The organism is uncultured Slackia sp., from assembly GCF_944321625.1.
Taxonomy (GTDB): Bacteria; Actinomycetota; Coriobacteriia; order Coriobacteriales; family Eggerthellaceae; genus Slackia.
The window spans coordinates 1-20,762 of sequence record NZ_CALUMA010000067.1 but is presented as its reverse complement, the minus strand read 5'-3'; the positions used below and the strand labels follow the sequence as shown (position 1 = coordinate 20,762).

At 60.8% G+C, this 20,762-nt stretch carries 20 protein-coding genes; 2 read left to right on the top strand and 18 right to left on the bottom strand.

The features are described from left to right. From Q0J60_RS06185 to Q0J60_RS06175, 3 genes are all read right to left on the bottom strand, one after another. Positions 1-612, bottom strand: a 612-nt coding sequence (locus tag Q0J60_RS06185) for an FAD-binding protein (protein ID WP_294439594.1), incomplete at its 3' end; no start/stop codon positions are given. A gap of 767 nt (positions 613-1,379) precedes the next feature. Beyond that, positions 1,380-2,516, bottom strand: coding sequence for a TM2 domain-containing protein (locus Q0J60_RS06180; RefSeq protein ID WP_294439592.1), 1,137 nt, complete (start codon positions 2,514-2,516; stop codon positions 1,380-1,382). A gap of 401 nt (positions 2,517-2,917) precedes the next feature. Further along, the gene (locus Q0J60_RS06175) at positions 2,918-4,138 is read right to left on the bottom strand and encodes an MFS transporter (protein ID WP_294439590.1); all 1,221 of its coding nucleotides are present in this window, start codon (positions 4,136-4,138) and stop codon (positions 2,918-2,920) included. A gap of 402 nt (positions 4,139-4,540) precedes the next feature. Between Q0J60_RS06175 and Q0J60_RS06170 the strand changes: the two genes are divergently transcribed. Both Q0J60_RS06170 and Q0J60_RS06165 read left to right on the top strand, forming a co-directional pair. Continuing rightward, positions 4,541-5,527 carry a peptidase gene (locus Q0J60_RS06170; RefSeq protein WP_294439588.1) on the top strand — a complete coding sequence of 329 codons (987 nt, stop codon included), beginning with the start codon at positions 4,541-4,543 and terminating at the stop codon, positions 5,525-5,527. Positions 5,528-5,542: 15 nt separating this feature from the next. Beyond that, complete coding sequence (locus Q0J60_RS06165) at positions 5,543-6,358, top strand: trimeric intracellular cation channel family protein (RefSeq protein ID WP_294439585.1); 816 nt, start codon at positions 5,543-5,545, stop codon at positions 6,356-6,358. A 128-nt stretch (positions 6,359-6,486) separates the two neighbouring features. Here Q0J60_RS06165 and Q0J60_RS06160 read toward each other — a convergent pair whose 3' ends face one another. The 15 genes from Q0J60_RS06160 to Q0J60_RS06090 form a co-directional block, all read right to left on the bottom strand. Then, positions 6,487-6,933 carry a MarR family winged helix-turn-helix transcriptional regulator gene (locus Q0J60_RS06160; RefSeq protein WP_294439583.1) on the bottom strand — a complete coding sequence of 149 codons (447 nt, stop codon included), beginning with the start codon at positions 6,931-6,933 and terminating at the stop codon, positions 6,487-6,489. Between the two features lie 24 nt (positions 6,934-6,957). Beyond that, positions 6,958-7,560, bottom strand: a complete 603-nt coding sequence (locus tag Q0J60_RS06155; RefSeq protein ID WP_294439579.1) for an HD family phosphohydrolase — start codon at positions 7,558-7,560, stop codon at positions 6,958-6,960. 138 nt (positions 7,561-7,698) lie between these two features. Continuing rightward, a complete protein-coding gene (locus Q0J60_RS06150) occupies positions 7,699-8,652 on the bottom strand; it encodes a putative manganese transporter (protein WP_294439576.1) in 954 nt (317 codons plus the stop codon). 141 nt (positions 8,653-8,793) lie between these two features. Beyond that, entirely contained in the window at positions 8,794-9,762 is a 969-nt protein-coding gene (rsgA, locus tag Q0J60_RS06145; protein ID WP_294439574.1) for a ribosome small subunit-dependent GTPase A, read from the bottom strand. A 73-nt stretch (positions 9,763-9,835) separates the two neighbouring features. Beyond that, positions 9,836-10,801: a hypothetical protein gene (locus tag Q0J60_RS06140; protein ID WP_294439572.1), complete on the bottom strand. Its 966-nt coding sequence runs from the start codon at positions 10,799-10,801 to the stop codon at positions 9,836-9,838. Next, complete coding sequence (locus Q0J60_RS06135) at positions 10,791-12,314, bottom strand: TrkH family potassium uptake protein (RefSeq protein WP_294439569.1); 1,524 nt, start codon at positions 12,312-12,314, stop codon at positions 10,791-10,793. The genes Q0J60_RS06140 and Q0J60_RS06135 overlap by 11 nt, the downstream gene beginning before the upstream one ends. A 289-nt stretch (positions 12,315-12,603) precedes the next feature. Next, positions 12,604-13,461, bottom strand: coding sequence for an exodeoxyribonuclease III (locus Q0J60_RS06130; RefSeq protein ID WP_294439567.1), 858 nt, complete (start codon positions 13,459-13,461; stop codon positions 12,604-12,606). A gap of 14 nt (positions 13,462-13,475) precedes the next feature. Further along, positions 13,476-14,525 carry an RNA-binding domain-containing protein gene (locus tag Q0J60_RS06125; protein WP_294439566.1) on the bottom strand — a complete coding sequence of 350 codons (1,050 nt, stop codon included), beginning with the start codon at positions 14,523-14,525 and terminating at the stop codon, positions 13,476-13,478. Positions 14,526-14,645: 120 nt separating this feature from the next. After that, a complete protein-coding gene (locus Q0J60_RS06120; protein ID WP_294439564.1) occupies positions 14,646-15,530 on the bottom strand; it encodes a TVP38/TMEM64 family protein in 885 nt (294 codons plus the stop codon). 236 nt (positions 15,531-15,766) lie between these two features. Then, on the bottom strand, positions 15,767-16,999 hold the full coding sequence (locus Q0J60_RS06115; protein WP_294439560.1) for a hypothetical protein: 1,233 nt from the start codon (positions 16,997-16,999) through the stop codon (positions 15,767-15,769). A gap of 78 nt (positions 17,000-17,077) precedes the next feature. Further along, entirely contained in the window at positions 17,078-17,740 is a 663-nt protein-coding gene (locus Q0J60_RS06110; RefSeq protein WP_294439559.1) for a YtxH domain-containing protein, read from the bottom strand. Positions 17,741-17,901: 161 nt separating this feature from the next. Continuing rightward, positions 17,902-18,411, bottom strand: coding sequence for a hypothetical protein (locus tag Q0J60_RS06105; RefSeq protein WP_294439557.1), 510 nt, complete (start codon positions 18,409-18,411; stop codon positions 17,902-17,904). Positions 18,412-18,416: 5 nt separating this feature from the next. Then, entirely contained in the window at positions 18,417-19,469 is a 1,053-nt protein-coding gene (locus Q0J60_RS06100) for a hypothetical protein (RefSeq protein WP_294439555.1), read from the bottom strand. A 33-nt stretch (positions 19,470-19,502) separates the two neighbouring features. Next, on the bottom strand, positions 19,503-20,462 hold the full coding sequence (locus tag Q0J60_RS06095) for a hypothetical protein (protein WP_294439552.1): 960 nt from the start codon (positions 20,460-20,462) through the stop codon (positions 19,503-19,505). Positions 20,463-20,488: 26 nt separating this feature from the next. After that, a partial coding sequence (locus tag Q0J60_RS06090) for an aminoacyl--tRNA ligase-related protein (protein WP_367178798.1) occupies positions 20,489-20,762 on the bottom strand: 274 nt, incomplete at its 5' end.

Below are 20,762 nucleotides of genomic sequence, written 5' to 3'. Positions count from 1 at the left end.
CTCGTCGAACTTGTCCTGCAGCCAGTCGGCAGCCTCGCCGGAGCGGTCGCCCCACAGCTTGATGGGATCAACCGGCACGCGGTAGTAGGCGGCGTAGCGCATGGCGTCCATGGCCAGAGCCTTATCCACGTTGTTGCCGCCCTCGGCCATCTTCTTGCCGCCGACGACGCCCATGCCCTCGAAGATGCCGCGGCCTTCGCTCATCTTCTCGATGCACAGCACCTGGGTGGTGCCGTCGTCGGATGCGGACACAGCGGCGCAGATGCCGGTGATGCCGGCGCCGATGACCAGCACGTCGGTTTCCTCGGTGCGGGCGATTTCGGACTCATCGAAATCACGCATCTCGAAAGCCACATTGCCCTGGCGATCGAGGTCGGTCTCGACGTCGCGCACCGGAATGGAGCGCATCTTCACCGGGAACACGTCGGTGTACATGCTCATGGTGTCGCTGAAGTCGGTGACTCCGTGCTTGGTGGTGGGCAGAGCGTCGCTTGCGTAGGCGGTGTTGCCCATGCTGAACGCACCCGTCGAAGCGGCGGCGGCAAGCATGCCAAAGCCAGCGGCCTTCAGAAAGTTGCGGCGCGTCGTGCCATGGGTGTTCTGCTCTTCCATATCCCCCTCCTTTTCCTTCTTTTCGCTTCTCGCGCGATTCCTTTCGCGCGATTCGAAAAGATACGCCAGCCAACGTAGGCGCGGCAGGGTGAACCATCGCAAACCCAGGGTGAATCATCGTTCACCCCTAAGCTCACCCCTAGTTTGAGCTGGGAATATTGAAAGATAAGAAAAAGAACCCCGCCCCTCTTTTTGTGGACTTTCATGAGCACAGGCATCACCCGATTGGAAACGCCCGGCAAAAATTATTAGTATGTAATCCTGTTTTCCCTTGAAATCCGAGCTCCGGGCAATTTTGCTTAGTATGTAATCCAGAAATAATAAATTCCTAGCCGATCAGAAGCATTTGAGAGCCGTTGCAATGCTCTAATTGCATTTTTCATTCAGAAATATGCGCAATACGTATCAAAAAAACGATACGACACACTTGGCGCCCCATCACTGGCATGGAATAGGATTACATACTCGCCAAAACTGCCGGAACGCTGATTTTCCATGCCAAATCGGATTACATACTCTGAATAACTGCCAGGCCACTGTTTTTCCGCGGTCCCCAATAAACTGTAATGCGCGAAAGATGAGCGACGGCGTCACGTAAAAAACAAGTGCGCCGGCCCGTTGACCAGCGCACCGTGCAAGATTCAATCCGTTTTCTGCGACGCCTGTCGACTGAACGACAAGACAACCGTCAGATTCGCTGCGGTGTCATGCGGCTGCCCCCGGTCGGCGGACCGATGCGCTGCATAACGTTCAATTAAGTTTATTACTTAGAACCACTCGCGCTTTTTGAACACGTAGGCCTGTTCGAACTCGGCTTGATTCTTAATCAGGTAAATCACGCCCTCGATAAGGCCGATGAGCCACACGACGCTCGTCGCTAGGCCGAAGGTGAACAGACCGCCGATGATAGCGACGCCCAACATGATGAAGCCAGACGTGTTGTAGCCAAGATAGAACTTATGGATACCGAACATGCCCAGGAAGATTCCCAGCAAACCCGCGGCCACGTGGTCTTTCGTACGCACGATTGGCTGCTGGTAGCCGCCCTGCTGGCTTCCGTAGCCGTAGCCATAGGGCTGCTGAGGCTGCTGATAAGTCTGCTGTCCAGTAGCCTGTCCGAACGGAACCTGCTGGCCGACATACGCCCCGCCATAAGGGCTCTGAGCCTGCTGGGCGCCTTGCGGCTGCTGCAGCTGAGAGGCAGGCTGACCGTATTGCGATGCGTAGGCATCCTGCGCATACGGCTGCTGCGGCTGATTGCTGCCAAAGGGCTGAGAAGGGTCAAAACCCGTAGGCTGAGCGGCAGGCTGCTGCGGCTGCGCATACGCTTGCGATGCCGCGGGCTGCTGCGTCGCGTCAACGCCCTGTTGCGCGTAGTCGGGAGGCGGAACAGGAGCGCCGGATGCAGCGGAAACCTGGGGCTCGCTCGCCGCAGGTGGGGCGTACGGCACGTAATCTACCGGCTCGACCGTGGGCGCGGGCTCAACAGGGCCGTTCGAAGAAGGCACCGCCTCGGGCGCGACATCGCTCGAATCCGGCACAGGCTCAACCAGGATCTCCGCGGGCTCTGCCTCCGCTTCCGCAGGTGCCATCTCCGTTTCGGGCGCAGAACCCTCAACGGCTGGCATTTCCTCGACGGGCTCGGCACCCGAAGTCTTCTCATCGGAATTTGCAACCTCGGGAGGCAGTACCGTTTCTTCGGATTCAGACTGCGCGAGCGATTTCTCCGGCTGTGCCTGTTCGCCAGCGTCCTCCGCAACCTCCTCCGAGCCCGATTCCTCCTGAACAGGCTCGGCAGGCGCCGCGCTCAACTCTTCCAGGCGCTTCTGCATCTCTTCCATCTGCTTTTTCAGGGCAGCTATCTCATCGGCGTGCGCATTGGTGGTGATGCTCTCATCTGCCATGGCAAACCTCCATTCTTCAGTCGCGGCCCGCGCTCGCACCTAAAGGCGCGTCGGACATCCCTCTCTATGCTCCCCGCCGCATGCAACCGTCAGGCGCGAAGGCCGGAGGCCCATGCGACAAGGGCTCACGATGACGACGCAGCGTCGTCCGTTTTGAACTGATGCCATCCTACAACGAAAACGGCAGCGAATCGCGTTTCGCTGCCGTTCCGTAACACCTGCGTCAACGTTTTGTCATGCACGCACACAACGCCCGCATCTATGTCTCATATGACAAGAAGGTTTACCCAGATGAGACGCGCGTCAACGGTCATTCAGCATCACGTTGAATACATGCGCGCCAACCGCCCCACGGTCGACTGCGCCGTGGTGCGCTGCGCTATGGTGCGGCATCGACGCCGCTATGCCTGATCGGGCACCTTCCTCAGCAGGACGAAGCCCACAACGAACAGGATCGCCAGCGAGAGCACGCCCAGGCTGGACACACCGGTGAGCGCCGTGATAGTACTGACCAAAAACGTTCCCATGACCGCGGCGTACTTGCCGAAGATGTCGAAGAACCCGAAGTACTCGTTGGCATGCTCCTTGGGCACCAGCTTGCCGAATTCCGAGCGCGAAAGCGCCTGGATGCCGCCTTGGAACAGGCCCACCATGATGGCAAGAATCCAGAATTCGACGGCGCTGCGCAGGAAGAACGCACCGAACAGCGTGATGCACGTATAGGCGAACACACCCACGAGCAGCATCTTGCGCGTACCCACCTTCGAGCCTAGCCTGCCGTAAATGATGGCCGAGGGGAACGCCACGAACTGCGTGACCAGAAGCGCCAGCACAAGCTGCGTGGAGTCGATGCCCAGATCGGTGCCATAGCTGGTGGACAGCTTGATGATGGTGTGCACGCCATCGATGTAGAAGAAGAACGCCAGCATGAAGTAGCGCAGCGCTTTGTCGTTCCAGATCTTCTTGAGCGTGCGACCCAGCCCCACGAACGTGTCTTTGAACAGGTGCTCGGCGCGCTCCTTGTAGTGCTCCTGATGCACGTTGCGGAACAGCGGCACCGTGAACGCCACCCACCACGCAGCCGTGATGACAAACGCAATCTTCATGCCGGTCGCCATGTCGATGCCCACGGCGCTTCCGCCCAGCACCACGGCGAGGCACGCAATGAACGGAATGCAGCTACCGATGTAGCCCCACGCGTATCCCTGGCTGGAAATCTCGTCGTAGCGCTCGTCAACGGTCGCATCCACCAGCAGCGCGTCATAGAACACCATGGAGGAATTGAGCGCGATGGACGCGATCACGTAGATGATCAGAAACGGCAGCGCCTCCACGGTAAGCCCCAAACAGCAGCACGCCACAGCGCCCGTGCCCACGCAGCCCACGAGGAACTTCTTCTTCATGTGCCGCAGGTCGGCGAGGCTTCCCAGGATAGGCATGAGCAGGGCAATCACGAGCGACGCCACCGTTTCGGCGTAGCCCCACGCTACCACCACGCTGCCCGTGGCGATGGAGCTGAAATACACAGGAATGAGCGCCGTGGAAAGCATGACGAAGGCCGAATTGCCCACGTCGTACATAATCCAGCTCTTCTCCTGTTTCGTCATTTTTTGCCGGGACATATATCCTCTTTCTTTGTTTGCGCTTCCTTGGCAAAACTGCCGCAGCAGATTGTATATCATGTGCGCAAAGCCAAGCAGCTGACCGCGCCCCGCCCTGTCAAATCAAGGTAAAGATGCGTAAGATGCAACACTTAGGCGTTATGAACTTGCCGACGATGTGGTATAGGCTGGACGGGGTCAGCGAGAGCTATTCAGGCGAGTGCGATTGGGTTGAGTGAATATGCCCCGATGGCATATTCAGTGCCAAACTTCCGCATCCGAGAGGATGCGCTTCTGAACGCGAAGCGGTCAGAAGTAGCGCGCTTCGCACATGAGCGACGATTGAAGCCCAAGTGCGCCGCATGGATAGCTCATAGCGTCGAGCCGTTCCGCCGTTCGGCAGAACGGCGGAAGGGACTCACTATGCCAGCGATTATCACGCATGATTTCTTTGGACGCGATGTCTATGAAGCCGCCCAAGAGCTCATTGGAGCGCAGGATGAGGAGCGCAAAGCGTTCCTTCTGGGCAACCAAGGTCCCGACCCCTTGTTCTTCTTGGTCATCACCCCGCTGCCACGCTATAGGAATTCGTTGAAAATCGGCAGTCTTATGCACCGTATCGACCCGGCGCTGCTGCTTGCCGCCCTCAAGGAAAGCCTCGATGTGCTCGAAGAGCACGAGAAGGGCGTCGGCCGCGCATTCTTCGCCGGCTTCCTGTGCCACTACCTACTCGACCGCAGCATGCACCCCTTCGTCTACAGCCAGCAATACGCCCTGTGCGATGCAGGCATCGAAGGGCTCACGCGTAAGAACGGCAGCGACGTGCACGCCGAGATCGAGCGCGAGCTGGACGAGATGGTCCTACATGAAAAGACGGGGCGCACCGTGCGCACGTTCAAGCCGTATCGCGACATCCTCCAGGCAAGCGACGCCACGCTTCGCGCCCTGGGCAAAATGATCGAATTCGCATCGATGAAAGCGCTCCGCATGTTTCCCGCGCAGGACGCATTCGGAGCGTCGGTCAAGAACTATCGCCTTGCCATGAGAACGTTCTACTCCCCCGCTCAGCGCCGCGCCAACGCGGTCGCGTTCGCCGAAACGCGCATCATGCGGCGCGGAGGGTCGTTCTTCAAGGCGATGAGCCATCGCGACAGGGCCGAATCCATAAGCGCTTTCGACAACCGCGACCATACGCCGTGGGAAAACCCATTCACACACGAGACGCAAACGACGGATTTCTGGGACATCTTCAACACCGCCAAGACGCAGGCGCAGGACGCGCTGCGCGCAGCCATGCTGCCTACGTTCGACGCCGCGGCGGCGGAGATGATTACGGGCGGGCTCAACTTCAGCGGCAGCCCCGCCCCGCTGCGCCCCAACGAACTTGACCCGAACGCCAACGACGACTAGCAAAAAGGAACGTCCATGCTGGAAAGCGTTTTGCCCATACCCTTCTGGCTTGAGCTTGCCGGCGCCCTTTCGGGCGGCCTGGCGGGTGGCATCGCGGCGGCGCGAGCACGCTACGACGTGTTCGGCACGGCTGTCATCGCCATCGTTACAGGACTCGGCGGCGGCATCATGCGCGACATTCTACTTCAGGACTACGGTATATACGCGTTCCAGCATCCCGCTCTCATCCTCGCGTGCGCGGCGGCGGGCGTGGCGGTATTCTACTTCCACAAGCTTGCCGACGCGTTCGACTGGCTGATGGACTTCCTGGATAATCTGTCCGTAGGGCTTTGGGCCGTGGTGTCGGTGGGCAAAGGTCTTTCCGCCGGCGTGGGCATCGTGCCGTCCATCATTCTGGGCACCATCACCGCCGTCGGCGGCGGCGTGCTGCGCGACGTGCTCATGGCAAAGCCGCCCACGACGTTTCAAGCGGGCACGCTGTACGGCATGGCGTCGCTCTTCGGATCGACCGCCTATGCGCTCATGAAACAGAACGATGTACTGGGCGATTACGCCGCCATCACGTGCGTTTTGCTCGTGCTCGCGCTGCGCTATGCCTCGCTGTTCTTCGGTTGGAGCACCAAGCCCGCGCAGGATTACAGCGACAAGGTAATCGAACCCGTGAAGAAGGCCGCCCATGTGGCCGCGCGGCCTGTCAAGAAGGTCATCCATCCGGTGAAAGATGCCGTAGTTGACCCCGTCAAGGAAGCGGTCGTCGACCCCGTGCGCGAGGCGGCGAAACGCCATGGGCATCGCCACGACCGCAAGGATTCCAATTCCGATAAAAAGTGAGCGGATCGTTCGCGGCGCAAAGCTGCGCGGCAACCACAAAATACAAACCGCCCCGTATCTCTTATTGCGCAAGATACGGGGCGGTTTCTTATATCCGGATAATCGGTGCCGCGCAAAGCGCTACGGGTCTATTCCGCAGACAAGCATCCTTCGTACACGCGGTCCAGAAGCGCCATTAATTGCTTGGCCTCTTCATCGGAAAGGTCGCTTTGCACCACAAGCGCAGCACGCTCGGCCGCAGGCTGGATCTCCGCCAGCAAACCACGAGCCTTGTCCGTAGGCGTAATCACGTTCACGCGACGGTCGGACGCGTCAGGCTCGCGCGCCACGAGCCCCATGCTCTCCAACTTGTCGACGGCACGGGTGATCGTAGCGGGCTCGCGATGCAAATGCGTCGCAAGCTGCCTTTGGGAAAGCGACCCGAATCGGTCAAGAAAAACAAGGGCATTCCACTGGATGGGCGTAACCCCGTAAGGAGCGAATTCCTTTGCGAGCAGCTGCGTCACAACATATTGCGTGCGGAAGATGCGGTAGCCCAGAAAATCCTCATGACAGTGCTTATCCTGCACTTCCATCGTGGTTCCTCTCATTCGAAGGGGCTATTCCGCAGGCTGGAACGTGTCGCGGTCGGGCGCGAACGAACGCATGGCGTCAATGGTGCGCTGGAACAAGTCGTTCAAATCCCAACCCAGCATCTCGGCGCCCTCGCGGATGACGTCGCGCGAGCAACCGGCGGCGAAGCTCTTGTCCTTGAACTTCTTCTTGAGCGATTTGACCTCGAAATCCATCACGCTCTTGCTGGGGCGCATGATGATGGCCGCGCCAATCAGGCCGGTAAGCTCGTCGCACGCGTAGAGAATCTTTTCCATCTGATGCTCAGGCGCAGGAAGCGACGGATTGATGGTGGTCGCATGGCTCTGGATGGCGCGCACCAGCTCCGGCGTGCCGCCCGCTTCCTCAATAAGCGGCTTGGCGTATACCGTATGGTTCTCCGGGTCGTCCAGATGCTCTTCCCAATCGAGGTCATGCAGAAGGCCCACGATACCCCAAAACTCTTCATTCTCGGGGTCGTACTCGCGGGCGAAGTAGCGCATAACGCCCTCGACCGTCTGGCCGTGCTCGATGTGGAACGGATCCTTGTTATGCTCGTTGAGCAGCGCGAATGCGGCATCGCGCGTGATGCCTGCCTCAAGTGTCGCCATGGGAGTCTCCTTCTCCAAATTGCTTTAATCCATTATAGAACTGAAGCGCGCACGCAAAACAGAGGGCAGCACGAAAAGCAAGCATTACGGTATATCAGGTGAGTAGGCGGCGCCACGACGATGGAATCGAATTGGATGCTACAGCGTGACTCCTGCGAGCGTGAGCACGAGGCCCACCGCAAGGCCCACGGCCAGCAGCACGCCTACGATGGCGAAATTGCGCTTCATGGGGCGGTTGGTACGGAACAGCACCAGGAGGCCCACGCCCGAACTCACCAGAAGACCGCCCATCATCGCGCCTGCACCCAGCGTGCCGCCCAGGTAGAGCTCGGTGATGGCCACCGACGCCGCACAGTTGGGAATCAGACCCACCAGGCACGACGCCGCCACAGAAAGCGCGGGATTGCCCGCCATGAAGCCGGCAAGCGCATCTTCGCCGATGGAATCGATCGCGATTTCGAGCAAAAGCGTCACGATGAACACGAAGAGCGTGACCTGCAGCGTATGTACAAGCGCGCTGCGCACGATAGAGCTGTGCGCATGGTCGTGCTCGTGCTCCTCGTCATGCTCGAAGTCATAGGCAAGTTCGGGATCGGCTTTGCAGGCAGTGCAATCGCCGTTGCAATGGCAATGGTCGCGCTCGCACAGCTCGTGGATGCGCAGCTTTTCGTACGCGTGATGGCGCACGCGCAGCACGGCGTCGATGGCGAATCCGGCAATCATGCCAATAGCCACCTTGATGCCCAGTATCTTGAGCACCAGGTCAAGCGGCGCCTGCTCGGCGATAAGGATGGGAAGCATCTCGTCGCTCGTAGAAAGGAACACCGCGATCAGCGTGCCAAGCGACACCACGCGCGCAGCATAGAGCGTCGCGGCCGCCGTGGAGAACCCGCACTGCGGCACCACGCCCAAAAGCGCGCCGATGAACGGTCCAGCCACGCCTGCACGGCGCACGGCCTCTTCGCTCTTCTCGCCGGCGTGATGCTCAAGCGCCTCCATGGCGAGATAGGTCACGAAGAGAAACGGTATTAACTTAAGCGTGTCGAAGAACGCGTGCTCGAGCGCGTGTTCCAAAATATGAAGCAGCTCCATCGCGGTATATCTTGCCTTATCTCCCGGTCGCTATGGGCGCGCAAGCGGCCCCGTCATGTCGAAGCATCTGTAATACCACATCAAAACGTTAGCCATGGTAAACTTACGCAATATACACACCCTTATCGGAGCAAACCCGCTCTACCCTTTGCGACGGCGCGGGTGGCCGCGGCGCGATTTGATACGCTGGGCCTCTTCGTTGCGACGGCGCAGTTCGTCGGACTCGTCACGCAGGCGGATGTAGCTTTCCAGGCGCTCCTGCGCCAGCTCACCCGACTCCACAGCGGCGCGCACGGCGCATCCCGGCTCGCTCTCATGCTTGCAATCGCGGAATTTGCACCGGGCGGCAAGCGCATCGATATCGGAAAAGGCAGTGCGCATGCCCTCATCGGCGTCCCACAGCGCGAGGCCACGTACGCCGGGCATATCCACAACGCAGCCCGCTCCGGGAATCTGCACCATTTCGCGCGAAACCGTGGTGTGACGTCCGCGCCCATCGGTCTTGCGCACGGCGCCCGTCGCCTGCACCTCTTCGCCCACCAGCAAGTTCACCAGGCTCGATTTGCCCACGCCGCTCTTCCCCAGAAGAATGGCCACCTGGTCCTGCGGCAGGCGTTCGCGCACGGCCTCCACGCTGGCCTGATCTTCCGCGGAAACAACCAGCACCTCGGTGCCTTGCGCCACACGGCTCACCAGGTCTTTGGCGCGCGCCAGATCATCGGGGCTCTCGGCAAGATCGGCCTTGGTCAGAAGCACCACGACCTCGGCGCCGCTCTCGTGCGCCAACACCAGCTCGCGCTCCAAGCGGCGAATATTCAGCCCCACCAGGGGCTCGGCGACAAACACCTTGTCGAAGTTCGCGGCAAGCACCTGGGCGGCAACACGCTCGGTGGGATCCTTGCGCACGAAGGCGCGGCGACGCGGCAGCACCCCGTCGATGATGCCCTTGTCGTGCCCCTCCGGCACGCTGACCTCCACCACGTCGCCCGTCGTGGCACGCACGTCGGCGCTCTTCACCAGTGCCGTTGCATGCTCGCAGCGCACCTCGCGACCATCGGCGACGCGCACCAACGGGTATCCCCTATCGAGCTTTACAACAACACCGCGCATCAACGCGCCCCTTTCTTACCGCGCACCCTCGAGTCTATGGCAGAGCCGCCGGAACCGCCATGCGGCCGTGCCCCTAGCGCGACCGCTCCTTGATTCGCCAGCCCACCAGCAAACATATCAGGCCGATGACCAGCACCGTCACGCCGGGAATGAACTTCTCCGGAACAAACTCGTCGGGATGCACGCTGCCTTGGCTGAGCACGGTCACGATATCGGCATGGATATCGCTTTCGCCTTCGTGATCCTGGCACGTCAGGTGAAACGTGCCTTGCACGCGCAACGTGGCGCCCGTCTTCCCGTATGCGCCATAGGTGCCAATCTTGTCGGCATCCTCCTTCGACATGACCACCGTGACGGATGTGCCAGACGACGCCTCGTACAGCGTCACGCGCACCATGCCCGAATCCTTGCCCATATCGACCAGCGGCGAGATGGCTTCGCCAACCGCCTCGCCTGTCACCTGAACAGTCTGTCCGTCGTAATACGCATCGGCGCCGGCAAGGTCGGCAATGGCGGCGTCGTAGAGGAATGACGTGTCGGAAACCTGCCCCTCGTTGATGACGTTGTCCTGGGCGTCCAGCGGCTCGGGCGATGGTGTATCGGAAGAATCGCCTTGGCCTTCTGCCGAGGTGGACCCGCCCTGCGCGCCCGCACTCTTGTCGGACGAAGAGGAAGCAGAATCGTCGCCCTCATCCGACTGGGCCTCTTGCGCCGAGGAATCATACTGGACGACGGTGCCCCTCTTGGCAGCATCGCCCTGCACCGACGCCCCATCCTGCTCGGATGCGCCATCCTGATCGGAGGAATCGTCCTGCTCAGAAGCGTCATCCTGTGCAACAGCGGCGTCTTGCGTCGCGCCATCCTGCGTCGCATCGTCCTGAGCAACCGCGTCGTTCTGCGCCGCTCCCTCTTGGGCGTCCAAGTCATCCTGCGCCCACGCGGGAAGGCAGAACGCGCAAAAGCCCACGACCATCGCGCATGCGGCAGCGATGGCGAAAAGGCGAGCATGTCGCGACGCGCCCTTGAACCTAGCGTTCATGCTTCACCCTCCTCTTGGGAACGAACGATGCCACGATCGACGTGAGCAACGCGATGAGGGTGACGAACTCGAGACGGCCCGCCCACATATCGAAGATGTAGAGCACCTTGAGGACCTCGGGCATGCCGGGCTGGATGATGCCCGCCGACATTCCGATGTTGAACGTCATAGACGCCGCCTCGAACAGCGAGGTCGAGGCGTTGTAGCCGTAGGCAAGCGTGACGATGGTGGTGATGAGGAACGCCAGGCCGTACAGCAGGAGCACGGCGAGGTTCGCCCTCACCAGGCCGGCATCGATGCGGCGCTTGCCGATGTGGTAGTACGTGACCGCCTGGCGCGCCGAAGGAGGTGCGACCAAATCCTTGATGTAGGCGATAGTCTCCTTGGCAAGAATACCCACGCGCATCATCTTGATACCACCGGTGGTCGACCCGGACGAACCACCCACAGCCATGCAGAACACCAGCACCAGAAGAGCGCCGCTGGAAACAACGGTGGTGAGCTGGTTGGTGGTGATGGTCTGGAAGCCCGTGGACGAGAAAGCCGCGACCACGGTGAACACCGCGCGGCGCAGCAGCGTGGGCAGATCGTCATAGACGCCCGATGCGCACAGCGCCGCGACGAACGTGCCGGTGATCAGAGTGAGCCACACGGCAAGCGTACGCACTTCGATATCGCGAAAGAAATGCTCGATGCGCCCGCGCCATACCTCGCTGTGCAACGTGAAGTTGATGGAGCCCATAACAATCAGCACCATGATCACCACTTCGAGGAATCCGCAGTGGTAGTACAGAATGCCCGTGCTCATGGCGGTCATGCCGCCCGTGTTGAACGACGCCACGGCAAGCCAGAGTCCATTGAAGAACGCGCGAATCGGCCCCATGCCCAAAGCCAGGCAAATCGCCACGAGGATCACGGTGCCCAGCACGATGAACGCGGCGGAAAACCTCACGATGAATCGCGTGGTCTGCATAATGTTGGGAATCACGTGCTCGCTTCGGCCCTCGGAGGAATAGAGCGACGAGTCCACCGCGCGCCCGAACAGGCCCAGCGACAGCGCGATCACGACCACTCCCTGACCGCCAATGCACTGCATGGTGAAACGCCACATGTTGTCCGCGGTAGACATATGGTCGAGGTCTTGAACCAGCGAGGCGCCCGTAGTGGTCCACGCGCTCATCGCCTCGAACACGGCGTCGAGGTACGAGCTGTAGTGGCCCGACAACGCCAGGGGAACGGCGCCCACCAGGGCAAGCACGAGCCAGGCGAACGACGTGACCGCAAGCGCCTGCTTGGTGGTCAGTCGGCGCGGATTGATGACGCTCAGACGAAGGATGGAGCCCACCACCAGCGAGATGCCCACGGCGAACAGGTACCGCGACACGGCGTCCCATTCGCCCAAAACGGCGGCGGTCACCAGGGGTATGCACAGGGCGATGGCCAGAAACAGGACCAAAACGCCCAGGTAGTGGCCGACTACGCGAAAATCACCGAACGAGAACTTCTGCCACACGTCGCTACCCCATTACGACTTTCGTGATGACGACCACCAGGCCCAGCCACAGCAGGAACACGACCGTGGACAGCATGACGGTAAGCATGCCCATCAAAGGGGTCACGCCCGTCTTCACCCGATCTTTCCTACGCGTGATAATCAGCGGCCTCGCTTTCGGTCTTTCTCGCTCTCTATCGGGGCGCCCCAGCGGGACGCGCCCATAACTTGCTTATGGTAGCAGATACGCAAGAAAGCCGCATTCTAGTGCGCAAACAGTCACCGTGCCTGCACAGATAGGCCGCAGGAGCTAAAGGTCGATGTCAAGCGATACCGGGCAGTGGTCGCTGCCCATGACGTCGGCGTGGATGGACGCGTCGCGCACCTGCTCGCGCAGCTCGTCGCTCACCAGGAAATAGTCGATGCGCCATCCCGCGTTGTTCTTGCGTGCGTTGAAGCGGTAGCTCCACCAGCTGTAGGCACCCGTCTCGTCGGGATGGAGCATGCGGAAGGTGTCGGCGAACCCGGCATCCAAAAGCTCAGTGAACTTGCCGCGCTCTTCGTCCGAGAATCCGGCGTTGCCGCGGTTGGGGCCGGGGTTCTTCAGGTCGATCTCGTTGTGTGCCACGTTGAAATCGCCGCAGGTGATGACCGGCTTAGGCGCAGCGGCGGCATCGGACGCGGTGCGAGGCAGCTCCGAGATGGCAACATGGCCCTCACCCACTGCGGGTTCCTGGACGGGAACGCCCTCGGGAAGTGCGCCAGCCTCCAGATTTTTCAAGAACGCACGGAACGCATCATCCCAGGCCATGCGGTGGTCGATGCGTGCGAGCTCGTTCTGCGCGTTGGGCGTGTACACATCCACAAACCAAAACGACGGGAACTCAAGCGCCACGATACGGCCCTCGTCATCAAGCTCGGGAACGCCCAGGCCGTGCAGCGCACGCAGCGGTTGCTCGCGCGTGAACACCGCCGTTCCGGAATAGCCCTTGCGCTCCGCGTAGCTCCAGAATTGGTAGCGCCCGTCGAGGTTCATCTCAATCTGTCCCTCTTGGAGCTTGGTTTCCTGCAGGGCGATGATGTCGGCGTCAAGCGCCTCGACGGACTCCTCGAATCCCTTTTTTGCCACGGCGCGCAAGCCGTTCACATTCCACGATACCAGTCGCATGAATTTCCTTTCTCCTATTCGGCAGAAACGACAACGCGCCAAGACCCGGATTTCCTCGAGCCCTCACGCTCCACCTCACCGTTCTCCATGAGAACACCTATATCCCTACGTACCGTCATAACGGAAACGCCAAGAACTTTCGCCATAGATTCATACGAGAGACGGGGGTCGTTTTTAAGCATCGACAGAAGCCTTCTCTGCCGTTCATTTATCTGTTCATTTATCTGTTCATTTATCTGTTCATCGACAGCCAGTTCATCTTCCCGCTCGTACAGGGGCAACACGAGCGTGGTTCTATCGGGGTCGAAACGTGTTTCAAAATACGGCTCTGCCAAATCAGCCGATTCCCATCCGGCATAAAGCTTGGACATGCCACTCCCCGCGCGTTCTCCAATATCAATGAGAGAAAACATGCGCAAAATAGCCCCATTACGCGGGTCGGATGCGCCAGGGCGCCGCGCTTCCTCGAGGCCCATGCGAAAATCGCCAGGGTTAGCAATGCTTATTTCCCTATCACCCCATACGCAAACCACGCCGCGACGTTCGTAGTAATTGGCATTGCACAAGCAATTCGCGATAGCCTCGCGCAACGCCTGGTGCGCCGGTGTGTCATCCACGCGCAGCATGAATCGAATCTCATCCATGCGGCAAAGGTAATCCCCGGTGTTGTTGCGTTTGAACGAGCGCTTGAGGTTGTCATTGATATACACCGGACGCACGCGGCGATGAGCACGCGGCACCGCGATGGCTATGACCGTTTTGCCTCCACCCACATTAATTACGTGAACATCCTCGTCGAGTAGGATATTCACACTTACTTTTTGTTCATTGTTGACGGTGTTCCAAAAATCATCGAGAAGCTTGGCGGCATCCGCCACGCCAACGATATTGAGTGTGTGGTCAGACGCCTCTTCCGCACCCAAAAGAATCACGCCGCCTTGCGTGTTGGCAAATGCAGAATACGTTTCCCACAGGCTGCGCGGTAAACCGCCTTGAGCGGCCTTCGCCTCCAAGCGATTGCCTTCGCGATATGTCGCTATTTGAGAAAGGTCAAACGAACTCATGTTCACCGCCTCGGCCCTTTGAGTATGCGTCCATTTTCATCAGCTTATCAAAAAGCAATTCGAAAAGTGGGACGAAAGCGGGGCAAGAAGCTAAATACCAACACGCATCCAAAGAGGCAATTATTTACGTTTGAACACCTTCATAATCTTGTCGTGGAAGAGGATGGCCACGATGGCGATGGCCGCACAGACGCCGAAGAGGGCGATGCTTTGCACCCAGTTACCCTGCATGAGGCCGTTGGCGGCCATGGTGGACATAACCACGCCGGGGATGCGGCCGATGTTGGACAGCAGCACGAAGTCGCGCATGCGCATGCCGGTGAGCGGCACCAGGTAGGTGAACACGTCTTTGGGCAAGCCGGGAATCAGGAACAGCACGAACACCATGACGTCGAGCTTGTCGCTCTCGTCGAAGTCGCGCAGTTTGTTCATCCACTTCTCGGGAATCATAGCCTGCACGAACGGCGCGCCCAGCCTGCTTACCACGAAGTAGATGAACGCGCTAGAGATGACGCATCCGCCCAGAATGATGGCCGCGCCGCCCCAGGTGCCGTACATCATGCCGGCGGCAACCTGCACCACCTCGCCGGGGATGAACGCCACCACGATCTGCAGGAACTGGAAGCCCAGAAGAATGAGCACGCCCGCCGGACCGGCGCTTGTCACCTGCTCGGTCACGCGCTCCAGGCCGCCCGGCTCAGTGAGCTCCATTACGATAGGCCAGATGAGAATGCACACGATCACCATGAGCACGAAGAAGGCGCCCAGGCCGGCAAGCTTGAACACGTCCGCCTTGGTCAGGCGCGCCCAGCGCGGCTTGGAAGATACAGGCTGATCCAGGCGCTCCTCCAGCTCCTCACGTTTCTCATGGAGCTCTTCGCGCTTCTCCTGCCAATCCTCACGCAGCTCGGCGCCCTTAAGGCGCAACCTACCCGTGGCACCTGCAGCGGGAACGTCCTCCACGCGGTCGCGGGAGTTCTTGGAATCGAGTTGCGCGTTCGTCATGGCATGCCTTCTTGGTTCTCGTATCGGACGCGCACCATTATGCCGCCGCAAACGCCGCAGATGGGTCTCAATGCGCAACTTTCATCAAGCCGTTGCGTTTCGTTGATGCTCCGTTGACTTTTCGCATCTCGCGGGCCAATAGGTAGCCGTGGCATGAAAACGCCCGCCCATGCGCAGGTGCATAGGCGGGCGTCAAATCGGTAAGAAAGCTGTCGAGGCGATGCTAGTCGCGGCGGCTATTCACCCTTGCTGGCCTTATCGAACTCTTCCTTGAAGGCGGCGAACATTCCCGTGACCGAAGACGAAGAGGACTTCTTCGCAGCCGTCTTCTTGGCCGAAGCCTTTTTCGCGGGCTTGGCGGGAGCCTCCTCCTCGTACTCGTCCTCGTCTTCATCGTAGTCGTAGTCGGCATCGGCGTCGGCGGAGTCGCTGGCATCGCCCTTGCTGGCTTTGTCGAACTCTTCTTTGAACGCCACGAACATGCCGCCCACCGTGGACTCGGCGGGCTCGTCCTCTGCCTCCTTGGCGCGCTTTGCCTCGTCGCGGCCGCTCGCCTTATCGAATTCCTCCTTGAAGGAAGAGAACATGTTGGACATCTCAGTGTCGCCGGGCTCCGGCTCCGCCGCCTCGGAATCGTCCGTCACGGCGAGCTCGGTTTCATCCTCGCCGTTTTTGGCCTTGTCGAATTCTTCCTTGAACGCGCCGAACATGCCCTTGGTGGCAGCAACCTGCTTGCCCACGGCATACGCGCCGTCGTTGATGGCCTCGCCGGCGGCGTGCGTCGCCTCCTGGACCTTGGGCGTATACTGGGCCACTTTCTCCTTCACGCGCGCCGTCGCCTTGGCGGTGAACTCGCCTGCCGCCTCGGCCCAGCCGCCTTCGGGCTGCAGCGTCCACACGTCGTCGGACACGAGGATGGCGCCCATGAACGCCTCGCCCGTCGTCTCTTCGCGCGAATCATTGCGCACCGCAAGCTCGGCGCCCATGCCGCGCTTGAAGCCCAGGATATATTCCGCGGGAACGGTGAGCGTGCCCAGCAGGTATTTCGCGGTAACGCCGTTGGACGCCACCACCTCGCGCACCTCGCCCGTGGTAAGCGAGAACGTGATCGTTCCCACGTAGCCTACGGCGGTGCCGTCTGCGGTCATGAGGGGCATGCCCTCCCATAGGACGCAGTCATCCCAGTTCACGCCCAGCCTGCGGCACGCTGCAGGACCCGTGGTCTCAGCGTTTTCCTTGATGAGGACATGGCCATCGACCATATCGAAGCTGTCCAGCGCCAGGAACAGGTCCTTGCGGCGGAACATCCACAGCAGGTCGGGGCGCTTGATGATGAAGCCGATGCATCGCTTCTCGGACGGATGGAACACGCACGACTTCACGCGACCGATGCGACGATTCCCGCGTTTTCCGCCGAACACGCGCAGCTTATGCATGTCGTTGCTGGTTGTGAACTTCTTCTTTGCCATAGATTTCCTTCTGGGCGAAGAGGGCCGGCATGGAGCCGGCCCCGGTCGTGAATCCTTGAATTGGATGAAGCGCGAACGCTATTCGGCGTCCTTCTTCTCCTCGGCGGGCGCCGCGGAGGCCTCTTCGATCTGCTCGGGCTCGGCGACGTCAGCGGCTGCGCCCTCGGCGGCGATGGGGGCCTTGTCGGCCACGGCAGCGTGAGCAGCCTCGGCGTTCTTGGTCACCTGGGCAGCAATGCGCTCACGGGCGGCGTCGATCTTGGCGCGCAGCTCATCGTTCTTCTCGGCGAAGATGGGACGCACGGTTTCGGCCGTTTCCTGCACGCGCTGCGCAGCGGCGGCGGCACCGGTCTTGGCACCGGCATACGCCTGCTTTGCGCCGGCGGATGCGGCCTCGTAAGCCTGCTTAGCACCGGCGGAAGCGGACTCATAGGCCTGCTTGCCCATTGCGGCGGCACGAGCGCCAGCAGCCTGGCTCGCAGCGGTCACGTTGGTGTACACGGTCTGGCCGAACTCCTGCGCCTGGCCATAGGCGCGCTGACCCTGGGCGACGGCGCCCGCGTAGACCTCTTGACCGCGAACGGCAACCTGGCCGCCGAAGTCTTGAGCCTGGCCCCAGGCCTCATTGGCGCGCTCGGCCACCATGGCGCGGGTCTCGACGCCAGGACGGGGAGCATACAGAAGGGCGACGGCAGCGCCGATCACGCCGCCCGCGAGAAAGATGCCGAGTTTGTTGGCCATGGTGTTCCTCCTTATTCCGCAGCCTTCGTCATGCCAGACGAACGGCCGCATTGGTTCCATACCGCCATTATAGGAGAAAACGAGCCTCTGCGCTGCGCCGTTGCCTATCTGGCAATCGAAGCGCACACAGTTGCGCGATTTTGCCGCGACGCCGGGCGCTATCAGGGATGCGTGGCCTCTTCGAGCGCTATCGCCGCATTCAAATCGCGCGCCGCGTCACGCAAGGCGGCAAGCGCGACCAGGTCATCGGCGTAGCTCAGCTCGACATGAGCCATGCGGCGGGCTCGATCCGTCCACCGTGTCTTGCCCATATAGGTAGCAGGAGATACGGCAGCGCCCCGTGCGCCCTGATAATGCGATTCGTCGCCTTGCGCCTGCGTTCTTTGTCCATTCGGGATAGCGCCCTCGGCGTCGGCCTCGGCGCGCACCTGGTTCTCAATCGCCATGTGCTCCAGCAGGTGCGGAAGCGATGTACGCCTCGCGACGGCGCCGAACGTGGTGCCGCAACCGTTCACGCAGGCATGTTCAAGAAGATGGGGATAGGCAGGCAGAAGCGCCGTGATAAGCGAAGGGGTCGTGTACGCATGGCGTTCATCCGCCACCTCGACCTGGGCGATAACGCGATCGGACTTCACCGTGATATGGATGATGCGAATGGCGGAATCGGTCACTCTTCTTACGCCTCGTCGCTCGATTCGTCGCCGGCATCCTGCGAGCCCTCGTCGGCAGCATCGGTCGCCTGCTCGGAATCATCCGAGGCGGCATCGCCCTCTTCGGCGTTTGCCGCGTCGCCCTGGTCATCCGCCGCGTCGCTTGCCGTCTGGTCAATCAACTGGGGCGTCGCCTGTGTATCGCCGGAAACCTTTACCAGCACGGTGGTCGTCGCCGCATCGCCCTCGCCTTCCACGATGGTGAGCGTAGAGCGATCTCCTGAGAACGAATACGTGCCCGCACCTGTCAGGTCGGAGAAATGGAACGTGAGCCGCTTGGCGCCCGTATCAATCTCGTAAGAATACTCAAGGTCAGGCATCCGGATGTTCGAGCCGTCAATCACCACGGTCATCGCATTGTCCTGGGTGCGCCACTCGCCTTGGATGTCCGCTGCATCGTCGTAACGCAAAAACGTATTCCACACGAAGAATGCGCCCACGGCGATTGCGACAACCGCCAGCGCGCCGATGACGCCGATCACAATCTTTTTGACGCCTTTGCCTGACGTCTTTTTTGCCCCTTTGGCGGCGTTCGCCGGACGGGCAGCACGGCCCGCCGCGTTTCGAGGATGCTCTTCTTTGCCGGAACCTGCACGGACTGGCTCAGCCCCGCCGTCGCGCGATACGCGCGCACGGGGATGCGCAGCTTTCCCAGCAGAAGCCCGCGGCGCATTCGATGATGCCGCCTGGGCAGAAGCGTCCTCGCCTAAATCGAAGAAATCGGCAGGGCCATCTTCCGCGGGAGCGGAAGGTTCATCGGCGAAGGGAATATTCGCCTTGGGCGGCTCAGCGACCGAAGGCATGGCGGGAAATGCAACCGCGCCTTGGACATTCTGAGCGTCCTGAACCGCCTGCGCACCTTGGTCACCCTGCGCAACGGGGGCCGCTTCGCGAACGGAAGCCTCCTCGGGGGCGGGCGTTTCCGTCGCAGAGGCAGCCGGCTGCTTGGCAGCCTGCCGCGATGCGGGGCGAACCGTCTTTTTATTCTTTACTGAAGGGCGTTTTTTGGGCGTTGCCATGACGATGAAGGTTCCTTCGTATCAATTACGGGTTTATGCCGAGGTGTACCAGACGCTGCCGAGGATGTACTCCATCGTGCCTTCGGTCACCGTCCATCCGTCGTCAGTGCGGGAAACGGTAACAAGCAGCGAATGAGACCGGGGGCTCGCGGCATCCAGCGATTCGAGATACGCCTGTTTGAGGAATGCCTTGTACGCCTCTTCGTCCTGGGCCTCCGACGCCCCTGACTCGACGACCTGGGCAAATGCATCGGCCTGATCGGCAAGGCTCTTAGACGTCACATCCACGTTCACCCAAGCGGTCTGCCCCTGCACGTCCACGTTGGTCACGGTGCATGAAAAGCCCGCAAGCAGCGATTGCGCTAGCTCTTCGGCCTGGACATCCAAACCTGCAAGCGTGTAACTCACCTCGGTGTTGACTCCCTGGTCGTAGTCGTCCATGAACGACTGCACGAAACCCGTGAATACACCGTCCTCGTCGGCGACGAGGGATGCGAAGTCGGCGCTTATCTGGTCGGCTGCCACAACGGCTTCAACAGCGGAAACACTCCCCTCGGACGTGACGGGCGCATCGCTGCCCGATTCGGATGAGCCTTGAGACGACTCGTTTGCGGAGGAAGCATTCCCGTCGGCGACGGGAGATTCAGCCAAACCGCCATCGCCGCTCTCGAGCGAGGGATGCGTCAGCAAAAGCGCCACGACGGCACCCACGATGACAAGCGCCACGCCCGCCACCGCGATGCACAACGCAGTGATTCGGCGGCGTTTTGCCGCGTGCGCGCGAGCAGCCTCCTGCGCGCGGATGCGGGCGGCCTCCCGCGCGAGGCTTTGATAATCGAGCGTCGGGTTGGGAGGAGCGGGCGGCGCGAAGACATTGGCGGTGTCGCAGCCCGAAGCATCCGAGGAACCCGCCGGCCGCCCCGCTTCGGCGGGACGATCGGCGAACAACCCCTCGGTTGCCCCGTCATGCTGCCATTTCTTCGCATCCGCCATTCGAACGCCCCTGGAAAGACTGCCGGCTATTCAGCCGCGATGCGCTCCATGCCGCCCATGTAGGGACGCAGGACCTCGGGCACCGTGATGCTGCCGTCGGCGTTCTGATAGTTCTCCATCACGGCGGCCATGGTGCGCCCGGTGGGCAAGCCGGAGCCGTTCAGGGTATGCACGTAGCGCGAGCCCTTGAAGTTGGCGGGGTCGCGATACTTGATGTTGGCGCGACGCGCCTGGAAATCGCCGCAGTTGGAGCAGCTGGAGATTTCCTTGTAATCGTTGTAGCTGGGCAGCCACACCTCG

Coding starts and splice junctions, on each gene's coding strand:
- Q0J60_RS06180 (WP_294439592.1), bottom strand. CDS start 2,516: ATGGCAGATGAGAGCATCACCACCAATGCGCACGCCGATGAGATAGCT.
- Q0J60_RS06175 (WP_294439590.1), bottom strand. CDS start 4,138: ATGTCCCGGCAAAAAATGACGAAACAGGAGAAGAGCTGGATTATGTAC.
- Q0J60_RS06170 (WP_294439588.1), top strand. CDS start 4,541: ATGCCAGCGATTATCACGCATGATTTCTTTGGACGCGATGTCTATGAA.
- Q0J60_RS06165 (WP_294439585.1), top strand. CDS start 5,543: ATGCTGGAAAGCGTTTTGCCCATACCCTTCTGGCTTGAGCTTGCCGGC.
- Q0J60_RS06160 (WP_294439583.1), bottom strand. CDS start 6,933: ATGGAAGTGCAGGATAAGCACTGTCATGAGGATTTTCTGGGCTACCGC.
- Q0J60_RS06155 (WP_294439579.1), bottom strand. CDS start 7,560: ATGGCGACACTTGAGGCAGGCATCACGCGCGATGCCGCATTCGCGCTG.
- Q0J60_RS06150 (WP_294439576.1), bottom strand. CDS start 8,652: ATGGAGCTGCTTCATATTTTGGAACACGCGCTCGAGCACGCGTTCTTC.
- rsgA (WP_294439574.1), bottom strand. CDS start 9,762: ATGCGCGGTGTTGTTGTAAAGCTCGATAGGGGATACCCGTTGGTGCGC.
- Q0J60_RS06140 (WP_294439572.1), bottom strand. CDS start 10,801: ATGAACGCTAGGTTCAAGGGCGCGTCGCGACATGCTCGCCTTTTCGCC.
- Q0J60_RS06130 (WP_294439567.1), bottom strand. CDS start 13,461: ATGCGACTGGTATCGTGGAATGTGAACGGCTTGCGCGCCGTGGCAAAA.
- Q0J60_RS06125 (WP_294439566.1), bottom strand. CDS start 14,525: ATGAGTTCGTTTGACCTTTCTCAAATAGCGACATATCGCGAAGGCAAT.
- Q0J60_RS06120 (WP_294439564.1), bottom strand. CDS start 15,530: ATGACGAACGCGCAACTCGATTCCAAGAACTCCCGCGACCGCGTGGAG.
- Q0J60_RS06115 (WP_294439560.1), bottom strand. CDS start 16,999: ATGGCAAAGAAGAAGTTCACAACCAGCAACGACATGCATAAGCTGCGC.
- Q0J60_RS06110 (WP_294439559.1), bottom strand. CDS start 17,740: ATGGCCAACAAACTCGGCATCTTTCTCGCGGGCGGCGTGATCGGCGCT.
- Q0J60_RS06100 (WP_294439555.1), bottom strand. CDS start 19,469: ATGGCAACGCCCAAAAAACGCCCTTCAGTAAAGAATAAAAAGACGGTT.
- Q0J60_RS06095 (WP_294439552.1), bottom strand. CDS start 20,462: ATGGCGGATGCGAAGAAATGGCAGCATGACGGGGCAACCGAGGGGTTG.